Below are 16,290 nucleotides of genomic sequence, written 5' to 3'. Positions count from 1 at the left end.
GAACCTGTTGTTATTGGTTTTGTGGCTCGAATGGTGCGGGGCGTGAGTGGCGCGGTTCAATCGCTGAAAGCGGGTTCCGGGCGATTATCGAACGCAAGATGAGCGGGCAACAAAAAGCCCACCGGATGGTGGGCTTTTTGTTTATCGCGAGACGATCAGAACAACTTCATCTTCGGCGCTTCTTCTTTCAACGGCTCGTTCTGCGCGGTTTGCGCATTCCAGCCGCCACCCAGTGCCTTGTACAGGTTGACCGCACTGGTCAGCTGCGCGAGGCGGTCGGTGATCAGGGCCTGTTGGGCGCTGAACAGCTGACGCTGGGCATCGAGGAAGGTCAGGTTGCTGTCGACGCCGATGCGGTAGCGACGCTCGGCCAGACGGTAGTAGTCCTGGTTCGCGGCGACGAAATCACGCTGGGCCTGCAGCTGCTCGGTGTAGGTCTGGCGCGCGGCCAGGCCATCGGCGACTTCCTGGAAGGCCGTTTGAATGGACTTCTCGTAGTTCGCCACGCCGATGTCCTTCTGGATCTTGGCGTAGTCGAGACTGGCGCGCAGGCTGCCGGCGTTGAAGATCGGCAGGTTGATCTGCGGCTGGAACAGCCACGTGCCCGAACCGCCCTTGAACAGGCCGGACAGGTCCGGGCTCAGGCTGCCCGCATTGGCGGTCAGGCTGATGCTCGGGAAGAACGCTGCGCGGGCAGCGCCGATGTTGGCGTTGGCGGCCTTCAGGTTGTACTCGGCCTGAAGGATGTCCGGACGGCGTTGCAACAGATCCGACGGCAGACCGGCCGGCACATCGCTGAGCAGGTCATCCGACAGCGGTTTGGCCGCTTGCAGGTTGGCCGGCACGCCGGTGCCGAGCAGCAGGGTCAGGCTGTTTTCGTCCTGGGCCACCTGGCGGGTGTAGCGCGCCAGTTGTGCACGGGCGTTCTCGACCGAGGTACGCGACTGCGCCAGATCCAGCGCCGAGGCCACACCGACTTCGTTGCTGCGGCTGGTCAGCTTGTAGCTTTCCTCGAAGGCACCGAGGGTGTCTTGAGTCAGCTTCAGCAGTTCCTTGTCGGCCTGCCAGGTCAGGTAGGCGTTGGCCACGCTGGCCACCAGGCTGATCTGGGTGCTGCGGCGCGCTTCTTCGGTGGCGAAGTATTGTTGCAGCGCTTGCTCGCTCAGGCTGCGAACCCGACCAAACAGGTCGAGCTCGTAGGCGCTGATGCCGACGGTGGCGGTGTACGAACTGGTGATGTTCGCTTCACCGGTCTGCGACGCACGGGCCGGAACCCGCTGACGGCTGCCGCTGGCATTGGCCGAAACCGCCGGGAACAGGTCGGCACGCTGGATGCGGTATTGAGCCGCGTAGGCGTCGATGTTCAGCGCCGCGACACGCAGGTCGCGGTTGTTTTCCAGGGCAACCTGGATCAGCTGTTGCAGGGCAGGGTCATGGAAAAACTGCTTCCAGCCCTGTTCGGCAGCGGCCTGCGCCGGTGCCTGGGCCGGCGAGTACGCAGGCCCCTGCGGGAATTGCGCGGCCACCGGTGCTTCAGGCTGCTGATAATCCGGTATCAGCGAGCAACCGCTCAGCACGAAGGCGGCGACTGCGATGGAGAGTAGCGACTTGCTCATTGGCCAGCCTCTTTAGGAGTTTCTTTGGTGTCATCCTCGCCAGCGATTTTGCGCTGACCCATGGACGACACAGTGACGAAGAACAGTGGGACCCAGAAGATCGCCAGGATCGTGGCCGTGAGCATACCGCCAATCACGCCCGTACCGATCGCGTGTTGACTGCCCGAGCCGGCGCCGGTGGAGATGGCCAACGGTACTACACCGAGGACAAACGCCAGCGAGGTCATGATGATCGGTCGCAGACGCATGCGGCAGGCTTCGATCGCCGCATCGCGCAGACTGCGCCCTTGCTCGTGCAGCTCCTTGGCGAATTCGACGATCAGAATGGCGTTTTTAGCCGCCAGACCGATGGTCGTCAACAGACCCACCTGGAAGTACACGTCGTTCGACAGACCGCGCAGGCTGGTAGCCATCAGCGCACCGATGATCCCCAGCGGCACCACGAGCATGACCGCGATCGGAATCGACCAGCTTTCATACAGCGCCGCCAGACACAGGAACACCATCAGCAGCGACAGGGCGTACAGCGCTGGCGCTTGCGAGCCGGACAGACGTTCCTCGTAGGACAGACCGGTCCAGGAAATACCGACACCCGGCGGCAGCTTGGCAGCAATCGCTTCGACTTCGGCCATCGCTTCACCGGTGGAGTAACCCGGCGCCGGAGAACCGAGGATCTCCATCGCTTCTACACCGTTGTAACGTGCCAGTTTCGGCGAACCGTAGATCCACTCGCCCTTGGCGAACGCGGAGAACGGAACCATGGTGCCGGCGCTGTTGCGCACGTACCACTTCTTCAGGTCTTCAGGGCTCATGCGAGCGCCGGCCTGGCCTTGCACGTAAACCTTCTTCACACGACCACGGTCGATGAAGTCGTTGACGTAGCTACTACCGAAGGAGATCGACAGGGTGCTGTTGATGTCGGACAGGCTCAAGCCCAGGGCACGGGCCTTCTCGTCGTCGATTTCCAGGTGGTATTGCGGCTCGTCGTTCAGACCGTTCGGACGCACCTGGTAGAGCACCTTGCTCTGCGCGGCCATGCCGAGGAACTGGTTACGGGCTTCCATCAGCTTGTCGTGACCGATACCGGCGCGGTCCTGCAGGAACACGTCGAAACCGGTGGCGTTACCCAACTCCAGTACGGCTGGCGGGGCGAAAGCAAACACCATCGCATCGCGGAAGCTGAAGAAGTGCTGCTGGGCACGCTGGGCCAGGGCGAACACGCTGTTGCTCGCGTCACGCTCGTGCCAAGGCTTGAGCATGATGAACGCCAGACCGGAACTCTGGCCGCGACCGGCGAAGTTGAAGCCGTTCACGGTGAACACCGAGGCTACCGAGCTGGATTCTTTATCCAGCAGGTAGGTACGCATTTCATCGATCACCACCTGGGTACGCTCGGCACTGGAGCCGGCCGGAGTCTGCACCTGGGCGAACAGTACGCCCTGGTCTTCTTCCGGCAGGAACGCCGTCGGAATGCGGGTGAACAGCCAGATCATGCCGACCACGATCAGGATGTAGGCCAACAGGTACGGCGCCTTGCGCTGCAGAATGTTGCCGACACCGCGCTCGTAGCTGCGCACGCTGCGGTCGAAGTTGCGGTTGAACCAGCCGAAGAAACCTTTTTTCGGCGTGCCGTGCTCGCCTTTCGGAATCGCCTTGAGCATGGTGGCGCAAAGCGCCGGGGTGAAGATCAGCGCAACCATTACCGACAGGGCCATGGCCGAGACGATGGTGATCGAGAACTGACGGTAGATCACACCAGTGGAGCCGCTGAAGAACGCCATCGGCAGCAGTACCGCCGACAGTACGAGGGCGATACCGACCAGGGCGCCCTGGATCTGGCCCATGGACTTCTTGGTCGCTTCCTTCGGTGACAGGCCTTCTTCGGCCATCACCCGCTCGACGTTTTCCACCACGACGATGGCATCGTCCACCAGCAAGCCGATGGCCAATACCATACCGAACATGGTCAGGGTGTTGATGCTGAAACCGGCGGCCGCGAGGATGCCGAACGTACCGAGCAGTACCACCGGCACGGTCATCGTGGTGATGACGGTGGCGCGGAAGTTCTGCAGGAACAGGAACATCACCAGGAACACCAGCGCGATCGCTTCGACCAGGGTTTCAACCACACCCTTGATCGACTCGGTCACCACCGGCGTGGTGTCGTACGGGAACACTACTTCCATGCCTTGCGGGAAGAACGGCTTGAGGTCGTCAATCGTCTTGCGCAGGGCTTTTGCGGTGTCGAGGGCGTTGGCGCCGTTGGCCAGTTTCACCGCCAGACCGGAAGCCGGCTTGCCGTTGAACTGCGCCGCGATGCTGGAGTTTTCACCGCCCAGACCGACGTCGGCGACATCGCCGACACGTACTTGCGAGCCATCCTGGTTGACCTTCAGCAGAATCGCCTTGAACTGCTCGGCGGTCTGCAGACGGGTCTTGCCGATGATCGTGGCGTTCAGTTGCTGGCCTGGCAGCGCCGGCAGACCGCCGAGCTGACCGGAGGAAATCTGCACGTTCTGCGCCGAGATCGCGGCGCTGACATCGGCCGGGGTCAGGTTGTACTTGTTCAGCTTGGCCGGGTCGAGCCAGATGCGCATCGCGTACTGGGCACCGAAGACCTGGAAGTCACCGACACCGGCGGTCCGCGAGATCGGGTCCTGCATGTTCGACACGATGTAGTTGGACAGGTCGTCCTTGGACATGCTGCCGTCACGCGATACCACGCCGATCACCAGCAGGAAGTTCTTCACTGCCTTGGTCACGCGGATACCCTGTTGCTGCACTTCCTGCGGCAACAGCGGGGTGGCCAGGTTCAGCTTGTTCTGCACCTGGACCTGCGCGGTGTCGGAGTTGGTGCCTTGCTCGAAGGTCGCGGTGATGGTCATGCTGCCGTCGGAGTTACTTTCCGAAGACACATAACGCAGGTTGTCGATACCGTTGAGCTGTTGCTCGATCACCTGCACCACGGTGTCCTGGACCGTCTGTGCCGAAGCACCCGGGTAGGTCACGGAAATCGCAATGGCCGGAGGCGCAATGCTCGGGTACTGGTTGATCGGCAACTTGAGGATCGATAGAGCCCCGACCAGCATGATCACCAGGGCAATTACCCAGGCGAAAATCGGACGGTCGATAAAAAATTTCGACATGAGTTACTCCCCTTTGCCGCCGTAGGCCTTGTCAGCTGCCTTGGCGGGTGCCGGGTTCTTGGCTACGTTGGTCGCTTCGGTCGGATTGACCTGAACACCCGGACGCACGAACTGCAGCCCTTCGGTGATCAGGCGATCGCCGGCTTTCAGGCCGTCTTCGATCAGCCACTGGCTGCCGACGGTGCGGCTGGCCTTGAGTTGACGCAGTTCGACCTTGTTGTCCGCACCGACGACCAGAGCGGTCGGGGTGCCCTTGAGGTCACGGGTCACGCCTTGTTGCGGCGCCAGGATAGCGGCGGCGTTGACACCGGCCTGCAGTTGGGCGCGGACGAACATGCCGGGCAACAGGGTGTGATCCGGGTTCGGGAACACGGCGCGCAGGGTCACGGAGCCGGTGGTCGGGTCGACCGACACTTCGGAGAATTCCAGCTTACCGTCGAGCTTGTACTGGCTGCCGTCTTCCAGGGTCAGCTTGACCGCAGCGGCGTTGTCACCAGCCTTCTGCAGGCGACCGCTTTCCAGTTCACGGCGCAGCTCCAGCAGTTCGACCGAGGACTGCGTCACGTCGACATAGATCGGGTCCAGTTGCTGGATGGTCGCCATCGCATCGGCCTGACCGCTGCTGACCAGCGCGCCTTCGGTGACCGAAGAACGGCCGATACGACCGGAGATCGGCGCGTAGACCTTGGTGTAACGCACGTTGATCTGCGCGCTCTGCAGCGAAGCTTCCGATTGCAGGCGGTTGGACACGGCCGTGTCGTATTCCTGACGGCTCACGGCCTGCTCGTCGACCAGCTGCTTGTAGCGATCGGAGATCGACTTGGTCGAACGCAGGTTGGCTTCGGCGCTTTTCAGGGTCGCTTCATAGACCGACGGATCGATCTGATACAGCTGCTGGCCGGCTTTGACATCGCCGCCTTCCTTGAAGAGACGCTTGAGAATGATGCCGTTGACCTGCGGACGGACTTCAGCGATGCGGAACGCACTGGTGCGGCCCGGAAGTTCCGATGTCAGGGTAAAGGCTTGTGGTTGCAGGGTGACGACGCCGACCTGAGGAGGTGGTGCGGCGGGAGCCGCCTCTTCCTTTTTACATCCGCTGAGCAGCGATGCCAGGGCGACGGCAGTGACCAGAGCGGTAACAGCTGGCTTGAATTGCATGAAGATCCTCGGGTCAGGCGCGCGAAAAGCGCACAAGAAGTGTGGAAGGGTAAAAAAAGGTTACCGGGTGGATAAGTAGCTTGCTAAGGAATATACTTACGTTCATGGTTGTTTGTAAACACCTTGGCTGCGTACCCAACCGGTTACAAAGGTCGTGGCAAGGTCTGAAATTGTAGGCCGGGGGAGTCGATCCGCGAGAGATCCACCCCTTTTTATTCAGCGGATATTCAGCCATCCCTGAAACATCCTGTTTGAGGTTTTACTGCCATGGTTCGTCGTACCAAAGAGGAAGCTCAGGAAACGCGAAGCCAGATTCTGGAAGCCGCCGAAAAAGCTTTCTTCGAGAGGGGAGTGGCCCGCACCACGCTCTCCGATATCGCGAGCCTGGCCGGCGTGACGCGGGGTGCCATCTACTGGCACTTCAGCAACAAGGCCGATTTGCTGCAGGCGATGCTCGATACGCTGCACGAGCCGCTGGATGAACTGGCCAAGGCCAGCGAAAGCGAGGACGAACCCCACCCGCTGGGCTGCATGCGCAAGCTGCTGATTCATTTGTTTCATCAAGTTGCGCTGGACCCGAAGACCCGGCGTATCAACGAAATTCTGTTTCATAAGTGCGAGTTCACCGATGAAATGTGCGACCTGCGCCAACAGCGCCGGACCGCCAGCCTCGATTGCAATGTGCGGATCGCGCTGACATTGAGTAATGCGGTCAATCGTGGGCAACTGCCGGCGGACCTCGACACCGCCCGCGCTGCCATCAGCATTCACGCCTTTATCGATGGCATCCTGTATCAGTGGCTGCTGGCCCCGGACAGCTTCGAGCTGTACGCCGAAGCCGAGCGCTGGGTCGATACAGGGCTGGATATGCTGCGCCTGAGCCCAAGCCTGCGCAAATGAAACAAAATGCGTAATTGGATCTGGTTGTGTCAATGAAGGAGGCGGATGAAGATCCCTGTTCGTTCGCCTCGCCGCAGTGGATTGCTTTTATATACCTCAACCCATCGAGTTGATACGTAGCGAACTACGTATTTTGTAGGGATTTTGTGTCAAACCTGTGAGCGATTCGCGAACCCCGCGCCCAATAAAAAGCCCCCGATTCTCACGAGTCGGGGGCTTTTTGCGTTTCTGCGGTGCGATTTACAGCGTCGGGTAGTCGAGGTAACCGACTGCGCCTTTGCCGTAGAAGGTTTCCGGGTGCGGCTGGTTCAGCGGCGCGTCGGACTTCAGACGGGCCGGCAGGTCCGGGTTGGCGATGAACGGGATGCCGAACGCCACGGCGTCAGCCTTGCCTTCGGCCAGCCACGCGTTGGCGCTGTCCTTGGTGAAGCGCTCGTTGGCGATGTACGCGCCGCCGAAGGCTTCTTTCAGTTGCGGGCCGAGGCTGTCGGCACCTTCTTTTTCGCGGGAGCAGATGAAGGCGATGCCACGCTTGCCCAGTTCGCGAGCGACGTAGGTGAAGGTTTCGGCCAGGTTGTCGTCGCCCATGTCATGGGAGTCGGCACGCGGAGCCAGGTGTACGCCGACACGGCCGGCGCCCCAGACTTCGATGGCCGCGTCGGTCACTTCCAGCAGCAGGCGGGCACGGTTTTCCAGGGAACCGCCGTAGTTGTCGGTGCGCTGGTTGGTGCTGCTTTGCAGGAACTGGTCGAGCAGGTAGCCGTTGGCGCCGTGGATTTCCACGCCGTCGAAACCGGCGGCCTTGGCGTTTTCCGCACCGACGCGGTAGGCGTCGACAATGTCGGCGATTTCAGCGGTTTCCAGCGCGCGTGGCGTCGGGAAGTCGGCCAGAGGGCGAACCAGGCTGACATGGCCTTTAGGCTGGATGGCGCTCGGGGCGACCGGGGTTTCGCCGTTCAGGTACGACGGGTGGGAAATCCGCCCGACGTGCCACAGTTGCAGGACGATCTTGCCACCGGCGGCGTGGACAGCCTTGGTCACGTTGGTCCAGCCACGCACCTGATCGTTGGACCAGATGCCCGGGGTGTCCGGGTAGCCGACGCCCATCGGGGTCACCGAAGTGGCTTCGCTGAGGATCAGGCCGGCCGAGGCGCGTTGTACGTAGTACTCGGCCATCAGCGCGTTCGGTACGCGGCCTTCGTCGGCGCGGCAGCGGGTCAGCGGCGCCATGATGATGCGGTTGGACAGCTCGAGGTCGCCCAGTTTGATCGGATCGAAAATTGTTGCCATGAGATACAACCCTCGTGAAGTAAGTGAGTGAATCAGTTAGCGGTGGCCAGTTCGGGATTACCGTTCCGGCGGAATGTGATCAGGGTGACCAGCAGGGCCAGGATCGCGAGTACTGCGGCAGCCAGAGGCACGCTGGTCAGGCCGTAGCCGTGGGCGATGACGCTGCCGCCGACCCAGGCGCCCAGAGCGTTGCCGACGTTGAAGGCGCCGATGTTCAAGGTCGACACCAGGTTCGGTGCGGCCTGGCCGTAGGTCACGACGTTCACTTGCAGGGCAGGCACGGCGGCGAAACATGCGGTGGCCCAGAGGAACAGGGTGATTTCGGTCGGGATCAGCGCAATGCTGGTCCAGGTCAGGACGGTGGAGGTCACGGCCATGGCGATAAACACGCCGATCAGCGTCGCGGCCAGGCCTTTGTCGGCCATCTTGCCGCCGATGATGTTGCCGACGGTCAGGCCCAGGCCGATCAGCATCAGGGTCCAGGTCACGCCACGGGGCGAGACGCCGGTGACATCGCCCAGCAGCGGCGCGACGTAAGTGAACAGGGTGAACACCGAGGCGGCGAACAGTGCAGTCATGCTCAAGGACAGCCAGATCCCGGCGCCCTTGAGTGCGGCCAGTTCGGCGCGCATGTCGAGTTTCTCTTCGTCGCGCTTGGCCGGCAGGAAGCGGATCAGGCCGATCAGCGCGATCACACCGATCACGGTCACTGCCCAGAAGGTCGAGCGCCAGCCGGCTTCCTGACCGAGCGCGGTGCCCAGCGGTACGCCCAACACGTTGGCCAGGGTCAGGCCGGTGAACATCAGGGCCACGGCCGAAGCACGTTTGTTCGGTGCCACCAGGTTGGCCGCGACCACCGAACCGATGCCGAAGAACGCACCGTGGCACAGGGCGGTGACCACTCGGGCGAACATCAGCACCTCATAGTCAGTGGCGATGGCGCAGAGCAGGTTGCCGATAATGAAGATGCCCATCAACGCCACCAATGCAGCCTTGCGCGGCAGTTTGGCGGTGGCCATCGCCATGAACGGTGCACCGATGGCCACGCCCAGAGCGTAACCGGTCACCAGCCAGCCGGCGCCGGGGATCGACACGCCGAGATCCGCCGCCACATCGGGCAACAGGCCCATGATGACGAATTCCGTGGTGCCGATGGCGAAGGCGCTCAGGGCGAGTATGAGGAGCGAGAGGGGCATCATTTAGTCCTTTTCGGCTGGCTGACGTTAAGGGTCAGAGCTCTTTACTGAGGGTGCTGAGGAACGCCTGGATCACGTCCTCGTTGCGTTTGAAAAAATGCCACTGGCCGGCTTTCTGGCTACTGATCAGTCCTGCCCGTTGCAGGGTGGCCAGGTGGGCGGAAACGGTCGATTGCGACAGGCCGCAGCGTTGGTCGATCTGCCCGGCGCAGATGCCGTACTCGTGGTTGTGGATCTGTTCCGGAAACTGGGCTTTCGGGTCTTTCAGCCAGTTGAGGATGTCTCGCCGTACTGGGTGTGCCAGGGCTTTTATTATTTCGTCGAGGTCAATGTTCATGGCTGGTTGCTCGTGATGTGTGTAGCGCTATATCGCGATGAGGCGAACTTTAAATCGGTATTTCGCGATATACCAATATGAATTCGATCTGACGACCGCATAAATCGGTATATCGGGTTATAACGATATGTGAGGTGTAAACAAACGCGGGCGCGGTGCTAAGCTGCGCCCATGAACTATCTCGCACATTTGCACCTCGGTGGCCAGCGCCCCGGTCAACTGCTCGGCAGTCTGTATGGCGATTTCGTCAAGGGACGGCTGCAAGGGCAGTTCGATCCGGAGATCGAAGCGGCGATTGCCCTGCATCGTCAGATTGACGTGTTCACCGATCGCCACCCGTTGGTGGACGCTTCACTGGCGCGTTTTTCCACGACCCGCCGCCGTTACGCCGGCATCGTTCTCGACGTGTTTTTTGACCATTGCCTGGCCCGAGACTGGACGCTCTATGCCGACCGGCCGCTGGGGCAATTCACCACCGACGTTTACCGCGTGCTCTCCAGCGAGCGGCAATTGCCCGAGCGCCTGGCGAAGATCGCCCCGCACATGGTGGCCAATGACTGGTTGGGTTCGTATCAGGAATTCGAAGTGCTGGAACAGGTGCTGCGCGGGATTTCCCGGCGCCTGAGCAAACCTGAAGAACTGGCGGGAGCGATGCAGGAATTGCGGCGGTTGTATGAACCGCTCAGTGACGACTTTCGCTTGTTCTACCCACAACTGCAGGACTTCGCAGGCCGGCAGTTGTAGGCAGAGGATGACGATCAGGCAGCGATCAGCTCGCCTGCACGACGCGGTTCGGCCGGTTTGGCCACCTCGCCGAACAACGCTTTCTGCACCGCCTGCTGGGCTTCGTACGCCAGTGCAGCGCGCTCCCGACCCTGACAGGCAATCGGCTTGAGCAGGTGAACTTCCACATCGCCGCAATCGTTGCTGAACAGACGCATCAGGTGCGACAGCAGATCATCGTCACCAATGAACGGTGCCAGCGAATCGATCTCGCCATCGCGCAGATAACGGATCGCCACCGGTTGCAGCATCACTTCGGAATCAATCGCCGCCGACAGCAGACGACCATGAAAGGTACGCAGCGAGCGACCGTCGGTGGTGGTGCCTTCCGGGAACATCAGCAGCGGATGATCGGTTTGCAGGTGACGGGTCATCTGCTTGCGGATCAACTGGCTGTCGCCCGAACCGCGACGGATGAACAGGCTGCCGGCCTTCGCCGCCAGCCAGCCGGCCACCGGCCAGGTGCGCACTTCGGCCTTGGACAGAAACGACAGCGGCGTGAGCATGCCGAGCAGCGGAATGTCAGTCCACGACACATGGTTGCTCACCCATAGCATCGGCTGCTTCGGCAGCTCACCGTGGACGGTCACGCGAAAGGGCAGGGCATTGCTCAGGCGCGCCATGAAAAACCGCGACCAGCGCTGCCGGCGTTGCATCGAGTGGGCCAGCCCCAGACGTTCGAAAACCCCGAAGACACTGGCCATGCTCAAGCCCAGCGTCACCACCAGCAGCACCCGCGCAATCCGCGCGTACACCCGCAGCCGGCACATCACACGGCCGCCTTGAAGTGCTTGGCGTAGCGCGGGCAGAGTTCGTCGCGCTTGAGCAGGATGAACACGTCGGCGACCTGGAAGTCTTCGTCCCAGCACGGCTCGCCGCAGATCTTTGCGCCCAGGCGCATGTAGGCCTTGAGCAGCGGTGGCATTTCGGCGATCACGTTCGAAGGAAGATCCAGCGTTGGCAGCGGATTCTTCGGCTCGGCGCGCAGGTGTTCGGTGCACAGGTAACGTTCGCGCAGGCGCTGCATGATCGCGTGGGCCTGCACGCCGCCGTCCTGCATCGGAATGCTCGCGCAACCCATCAGATAGCTATAGCCGCCCTGATTGAGGACTTCGGCCAGTTCACCCCAAAGCACGGCGATGGTGCCGCCGTTGCGGTAGGCCGGGTCGACGCAGGTGCGACCGATTTCCAGGATCGGGCCTTGCAGACCGGCGAGGCCGTGCAGGCTGAATTCTTCTTCACTGTAGAACTTGCCCAGGCTGCTGGCGGCGGTGTGATCGAGCAAGCGGGTGGTCGCCACCAGGCGGCCGGTGTTCAGGTCACGCACGCCGATGTGGCTGCAGTGAACATCATAGTCATCCATGTCCAGACCCAGTTCCGCGCCTTTCAGCTTGGCGTTGAACTCGCCGCTGAACACGTTGAAACGCAAGGCCTGGGCTTGCTGCAAGGCCTCGGCGCCGATCAGGCGTTCGGCTTGCAGGCGGCGTTCATTGCCGGTGTCGCTGATGCGGGCGATCTGAGTCATTTGAATCTCCGTACGGGCCTTTAACCCGTCGTGGGTTACAGCCGATCGACTTTCTTTATGCAGCTGTGTTGTGCAAAGTCAGGCTATGTAGCCCCGGTGTCATCGCCATGAATGTTTGGTGATGCTTATATGACAGCCCACGAGGAGCCTCTGATGACCTGGTCGACCCTGCTTGAATGTCGCGAACGCCTGCCCGCCGTTGCCGATCTGGCGGAGGGTTTCGCCACGCTGCTGCATCAACTGGGCAGCGTTACGCCGTTCGAACTGGCGGTGGCGGGAGGGCGGCGGATGGCGACGCCGGGGCTGGCGTTTCTGGTGGGGTATCAGGCGGCGTTGCGCATGCTCTGGCCGAGCGCGCCGCCGAGCCTCGGCGCGTTGTGCGCGACCGAACAGCGCAGTCTGCGACCGGCGGACATGCAGACCCGGCTCACGGATTTGCGCCTCAACGGGCAAAAGGATTTCGTCACCGCCGGCGACGCGGCGGACTGGCTGCTGATCGCCGCCCGCAGTGAGCAACCCGGTGAATCACCGCGCCTGAGCCTGGCGGTGGTGTACCCCGGCGAATCCGGCGTGCGCGTGGAAAAACTCCCGGCGCTGCCGTTGATGCCGGACATCAGCCATGGCCGCTTGTACCTCGACGACGCTCTGTGCGAACTTCTCGCCGGGGACGGTTGGGACGCTTACGTCAAACCGTTCCGCACCCTTGAAGACGTTTACGTGTTGAGCGCAATGACCGCATGGCTGTACGGCGTCGGTCAGGACAGCGGCTGGCCGCAGCCGCTGCAATTGCGCTTGCTGGCGCTGTTGGCCGGGTGCGCGGAAGTCAGTCGCCAGCCGCCGAACAATCCGGCGGGGCATGTGTTGCTCGGTGGCTTGTTTGCCCAGTTCGACGGACTTAAACCGGAGGTCGATCAGGCATTGCGCGACAGTCATCCGGAGTGGGCGGCGATGTGGCAGCGCGACCAGGCACTGATGCAACTGGCAGCGGGCGCACGGGCCAAACGGCTGGCCAAGGCGCTGGCAGCAAGCCAAAACACATCTGTCATGAACGCCGGCTAGTCTTGGCAGGTTCATCCCCAGAGCCCTCACCATGTTCAAAGGCCTGTCCCTGTTTCTGCTGCTGATCAGCTTCACGGTTCAGGCCGAACAATGGCCGGGCGAGCAGTGGCCGACCGGCCCGAAACTCACCGGCCCGGCCGTCGAGGCATTGGAGGCCTATGCCTTCCCGACCCGCGATGACAACACCCGTAAAGGCATCCGCACCGATGCCTTGCTGGTGATCCGCGACGGTCAGCTCATCTACGAACGCTACGCCGCCTCGACCACCGCCGACACCCCACACCTGACCTGGTCGATCAGCAAAAGCCTGATGGCCACGGTGTTCGGCGTGGCCTATGGCGAAGGCTTGTTCAAACTCGATGACCCGGCCGCAAAATATTATCCGGTGCTGGAAAAACACCCGGCCATCACGATCAAGGATCTGCTGCACTGGGCCTCGGGCATCGACTGGCAGGAAGACTACGAATACGCCCCACTGAAATCTTCGGTGGTGGCGATGCTCTACACCCGTGGCCACCGTGACATGGCCGCTTTCACCGCCTATCACGACAGCTACGCGCCAGCGGGGCAGGCGTTCCGCTATTCCAGCGGCGACAGCAATCTGTTGGCCGCCGCGCTGAAAACCATCGTCGGCCCGCAGCGCTATCCGGACTATCCGTGGACAGCGCTTTTCGATCCGTTGGGCATCCGCCACGCCACCTGGGAAACCGATGCCACGGGCACTTTCGTCGCGTCTTCCTATGCCTATCTGACGGCCCGGGATCTGGCGCGAATCGGCCTGCTGATGGAACGGGACGGACGCTGGAACGACCGGCAGTTGTTGCCCAAGGACTGGGTCGCGTTCAACCGCCAGTCCTTCACCGGCTACAAGGCTCACCAGGACGAAGCCGTGCCCGGCGGCCACTGGTGGCTCAATCGCCCGGCGGATGGCGCCGCCTCGCCGTGGCCCGACGCACCGCCCGACACCTTCGCCGCCCTCGGCCATTGGGGCCAGGCGTTGTACGTGATCCCGAGTGAAAAACTGGTGATCGTGCGCTACGGCGATGATCGCGACGGCAGCTATCGCCACAACGAATTGCTCAAGCGCGTGCTCGCGGCGGTGCGGCCATGAAACTGTTCAGACGCATCCTGTTGGTGTTGCTGGTCGTGCTGCTGGGCTGGTGCTGGCACGAGCGCGAGAACCTGTGGGCCTTCCCCGACATCATCAGTGCCTACACCGCCAAGGAATACTGTTCGTGCCGCTACGTGATGAACAATGACGCGGAGTATTGCCGAGGCTACGTGAAGCAGTGGTTGCCCGGTGAACTGACCGATGACAGCGCACAAAAACTCGTCAGCGCCAGTGGCATGGGCCGTACCAACAGCGCCCAATGGCAGGGCGAGCGTCAGGGCTGTCGCCTCAAGCCCTGATCCGCAAAATCAACTACCGGTTTGCATCCCGGCTTCAGGCAGTTAAGGTTCGTGCAGGTTTATCGGCCCCACGAGTCTTCAATGTTCAACCGTTCTCTGTGCAACGCCTTCGCCGGCCTGCTGCTGGGCGCCGCTGCGCTGCCGGCCCAGGCCAACTGGTATCTGGACGGTGAGTCATCGCGGCTGTCGTTCGTCAGCACGAAAAACGCCAATATTTCTGAAGTGCAGCGCTTTCTGGTGCTGCACGGCAAGGTCGATCCCGATGGCCGCGCCGAAGTCGAGGTCGAGCTGGATTCGATCAACAGCGGCATCCCGCTGCGCGACGAGCGCATGCGCAAGGAACTGTTCCAGATCGAGCAATTCCCCGAAGCGACCATCACCACGCAAATCGACCTGCGCCCGATCAACGATCTGGCCCCCGGCGCGCAGCTTGAATTGCGCCTGCCGCTGACCGTCAACCTGCACGGCAAACAGCACGAATACCCCGCCGAACTGCTCGCCACGCGCCTCGATGACCGACGCTTTCAAGTGGTGACCCTGGAGCCGCTGGTGATCAGCGCCGAGGATTTCGATCTGCTGCCGGGCCTGGAAAACCTGCGCAAAATGGCCGGCTTGTCGGCCATCAGTCTGTCGGTGCCGGTGGGTGCGGTGCTGATCTTCACGGCGCGCTGACATGCGCGGCGCAGTGTTCCCGTGGCGGGATGGCAATCGCTTCGAACTGTTGATCGACGGTCCGCAATTCTTCCCGCGCATATTGGAGGAAATCGCCAGCGCTCGTGAGCAGATCGAACTTGAGCTGTATCTGGTGGAGGCCGGCGCCTGCGCCGAAACCGTGATTCAGGCGCTGGTGCTGGCTGCCGAGCGGGGCGTGCGGGTGCGTTGCCTGTTCGATGATTACGGCAGTCTCGCGCTCACTCTGACCCTGCGTCAGCGCCTGACCCTCGCCGGGGTCGAGCTGCGTTTCTACAATCGCTTGAGCTGGCGGCGCTGGGTCGGCAATTTCTATCGCGATCACCGCAAACTGTTGCTGGTCGACCAGCGTCTGGCGGTGGTCGGCGGCACCGGGCTCACCGACGAATTCTGGCAGCCGGGCCACGACACCAGCGAATGGCACGAAGTGATGGTGCACATCACCGGCCCCCTGGTGCTCGACTGGCAGTTGCTGTTTGACCGCCAATGGATTGCCAACCGCCATCGCCGGGCCTGGAAACCCCATGCGAATTTCGGCCTGCCACGACTGCCGCGCGTACCCGACACGGGCGAGGGCATGGGCCGCGTGGCCTATGCCGATGCGCGCCAGCATCGCGACATTCTGCAATCACTGTTCCGTGCTCTGAACAGTGGCCAGAAGCGCATCTGGCTGGCCACGCCGTACTTTCTGCCAACCTGGAAAATCCGCCGCTCCCTGCGCAAGGCCGCCGCCCGTGGCCTCGACGTGCGGCTGCTGCTGACCGGGCCGCGCACCGATCACCCGTCGGTGCGTTACGCCGGGCATCGCTACTACCCGCGCCTGCTCAAGGCCGGGGTGAAGATCTTCGAATACCAGCCGTGTTTCCTGCACCTGAAAATGGTGCTGGTGGACGATTGGGTGAGCATCGGTTCGTGCAACTTCGACCACTGGAATTTGCGCTTCAATCTTGAGGCGAATCTGGAGGCACTGGATCCGTCACTGACGGCAGCGGTGGTGGCGAGTTTCGAGAAGGACTTCGGCCTGAGTCAGCAGGTGAGTCTGGAGGAATGGCAGCGCCGGCCGTTGTGGCGGCGGGTGAAGCAGCGGATCTGGGGCTGGGTGGATCGGGTGGTGGTCAATATCCTGGATAGACGCGGTTAGCAGCCGTCCCCAAAAAACAATGTGGGAGCGAGCCTGCTC

The 16,290-nt window shown here is 62.1% G+C and carries 15 protein-coding genes; 7 read left to right on the top strand and 8 right to left on the bottom strand.

Annotated elements, in window-relative coordinates; genetic code table 11:
* Positions 1-155: 155 nt before the first annotated feature.
* From emhC to emhA, 3 genes are read right to left on the bottom strand one after another with little or no spacing between them, the layout of a single operon-like run.
* The gene (emhC, locus tag M5B44_RS01955) at positions 156-1,616 is read right to left on the bottom strand and encodes an efflux RND transporter outer membrane subunit EmhC (RefSeq protein ID WP_085712977.1); all 1,461 of its coding nucleotides are present in this window, start codon (positions 1,614-1,616) and stop codon (positions 156-158) included.
* Positions 1,613-4,762: an efflux RND transporter permease subunit EmhB gene (gene emhB, locus M5B44_RS01950; RefSeq protein ID WP_248738080.1), complete on the bottom strand. Its 3,150-nt coding sequence runs from the start codon at positions 4,760-4,762 to the stop codon at positions 1,613-1,615. The genes emhC and emhB overlap by 4 nt, the downstream gene beginning before the upstream one ends.
* Positions 4,763-4,765: 3 nt before the next feature.
* Positions 4,766-5,920 (bottom strand): efflux RND transporter periplasmic adaptor subunit EmhA, encoded by a 1,155-nt coding sequence (gene emhA, locus M5B44_RS01945; RefSeq protein ID WP_085712979.1) that lies wholly within the window; start codon positions 5,918-5,920, stop codon positions 4,766-4,768.
* A 267-nt stretch (positions 5,921-6,187) separates the two neighbouring features.
* Here emhA and emhR point away from each other — a divergent pair, with 267 nt between their 5' ends.
* Positions 6,188-6,820, top strand: a complete 633-nt coding sequence (gene emhR / locus M5B44_RS01940; RefSeq protein WP_248738079.1) for an efflux system transcriptional repressor EmhR — start codon at positions 6,188-6,190, stop codon at positions 6,818-6,820.
* A 240-nt stretch (positions 6,821-7,060) separates the two neighbouring features.
* On the opposite strand, the gene M5B44_RS01935 is transcribed toward emhR, so the two are convergent.
* Genes M5B44_RS01935 through M5B44_RS01925 form a run of 3 tightly spaced genes read right to left on the bottom strand, consistent with a single transcriptional unit; the run spans position 7,061 to position 9,643 of the window.
* Entirely contained in the window at positions 7,061-8,110 is a 1,050-nt protein-coding gene (locus M5B44_RS01935) for an alkene reductase (protein ID WP_248738078.1), read from the bottom strand.
* Between the two features lie 32 nt (positions 8,111-8,142).
* The gene (locus M5B44_RS01930; protein ID WP_248738077.1) at positions 8,143-9,306 is read right to left on the bottom strand and encodes an MFS transporter; all 1,164 of its coding nucleotides are present in this window, start codon (positions 9,304-9,306) and stop codon (positions 8,143-8,145) included.
* Between the two features lie 34 nt (positions 9,307-9,340).
* Complete coding sequence (locus tag M5B44_RS01925) at positions 9,341-9,643, bottom strand: ArsR/SmtB family transcription factor (RefSeq protein WP_007957866.1); 303 nt, start codon at positions 9,641-9,643, stop codon at positions 9,341-9,343.
* Between the two features lie 171 nt (positions 9,644-9,814).
* Here M5B44_RS01925 and M5B44_RS01920 point away from each other — a divergent pair, with 171 nt between their 5' ends.
* The gene (locus tag M5B44_RS01920) at positions 9,815-10,387 is read left to right on the top strand and encodes an ACP phosphodiesterase (RefSeq protein ID WP_114881738.1); all 573 of its coding nucleotides are present in this window, start codon (positions 9,815-9,817) and stop codon (positions 10,385-10,387) included.
* A gap of 14 nt (positions 10,388-10,401) precedes the next feature.
* Here M5B44_RS01920 and M5B44_RS01915 read toward each other — a convergent pair whose 3' ends face one another.
* Together M5B44_RS01915 and olsB are read right to left on the bottom strand one after the other, a co-directional pair.
* Entirely contained in the window at positions 10,402-11,196 is a 795-nt protein-coding gene (locus tag M5B44_RS01915) for a lysophospholipid acyltransferase family protein (RefSeq protein ID WP_248738076.1), read from the bottom strand.
* Entirely contained in the window at positions 11,196-11,951 is a 756-nt protein-coding gene (gene olsB, locus M5B44_RS01910; protein ID WP_085712985.1) for an L-ornithine N(alpha)-acyltransferase, read from the bottom strand. The genes M5B44_RS01915 and olsB overlap by 1 nt, the downstream gene beginning before the upstream one ends.
* A 153-nt stretch (positions 11,952-12,104) precedes the next feature.
* On the opposite strand from olsB, the gene M5B44_RS01905 reads away from it, so the two are divergent.
* From M5B44_RS01905 to M5B44_RS01885, 5 genes are all read left to right on the top strand, one after another.
* Complete coding sequence (locus M5B44_RS01905; RefSeq protein WP_248738075.1) at positions 12,105-13,010, top strand: acyl-CoA dehydrogenase family protein; 906 nt, start codon at positions 12,105-12,107, stop codon at positions 13,008-13,010.
* 31 nt (positions 13,011-13,041) lie between these two features.
* Positions 13,042-14,121 carry a serine hydrolase domain-containing protein gene (locus M5B44_RS01900; RefSeq protein ID WP_248738074.1) on the top strand — a complete coding sequence of 360 codons (1,080 nt, stop codon included), beginning with the start codon at positions 13,042-13,044 and terminating at the stop codon, positions 14,119-14,121.
* Complete coding sequence (locus M5B44_RS01895) at positions 14,118-14,420, top strand: amidase (RefSeq protein ID WP_248738073.1); 303 nt, start codon at positions 14,118-14,120, stop codon at positions 14,418-14,420. The genes M5B44_RS01900 and M5B44_RS01895 overlap by 4 nt, the downstream gene beginning before the upstream one ends.
* Positions 14,421-14,501: 81 nt before the next feature.
* The gene (locus tag M5B44_RS01890) at positions 14,502-15,092 is read left to right on the top strand and encodes a YceI family protein (RefSeq protein ID WP_134825748.1); all 591 of its coding nucleotides are present in this window, start codon (positions 14,502-14,504) and stop codon (positions 15,090-15,092) included.
* Between the two features lies 1 nt (position 15,093).
* On the top strand, positions 15,094-16,251 hold the full coding sequence (locus tag M5B44_RS01885; RefSeq protein ID WP_248738072.1) for a phospholipase D-like domain-containing protein: 1,158 nt from the start codon (positions 15,094-15,096) through the stop codon (positions 16,249-16,251).
* The last annotated feature ends 39 nt before the right edge of the window (positions 16,252-16,290 follow it).

This window comes from Pseudomonas sp. MWU12-2029 (genome assembly GCF_023242425.1).
Taxonomy (GTDB): Bacteria; Pseudomonadota; Gammaproteobacteria; order Pseudomonadales; family Pseudomonadaceae; genus Aquipseudomonas; species Aquipseudomonas kribbensis.
Note: the sequence above shows the minus strand (reverse complement) of the source record. Positions and strands in the feature narration are given on the sequence as shown.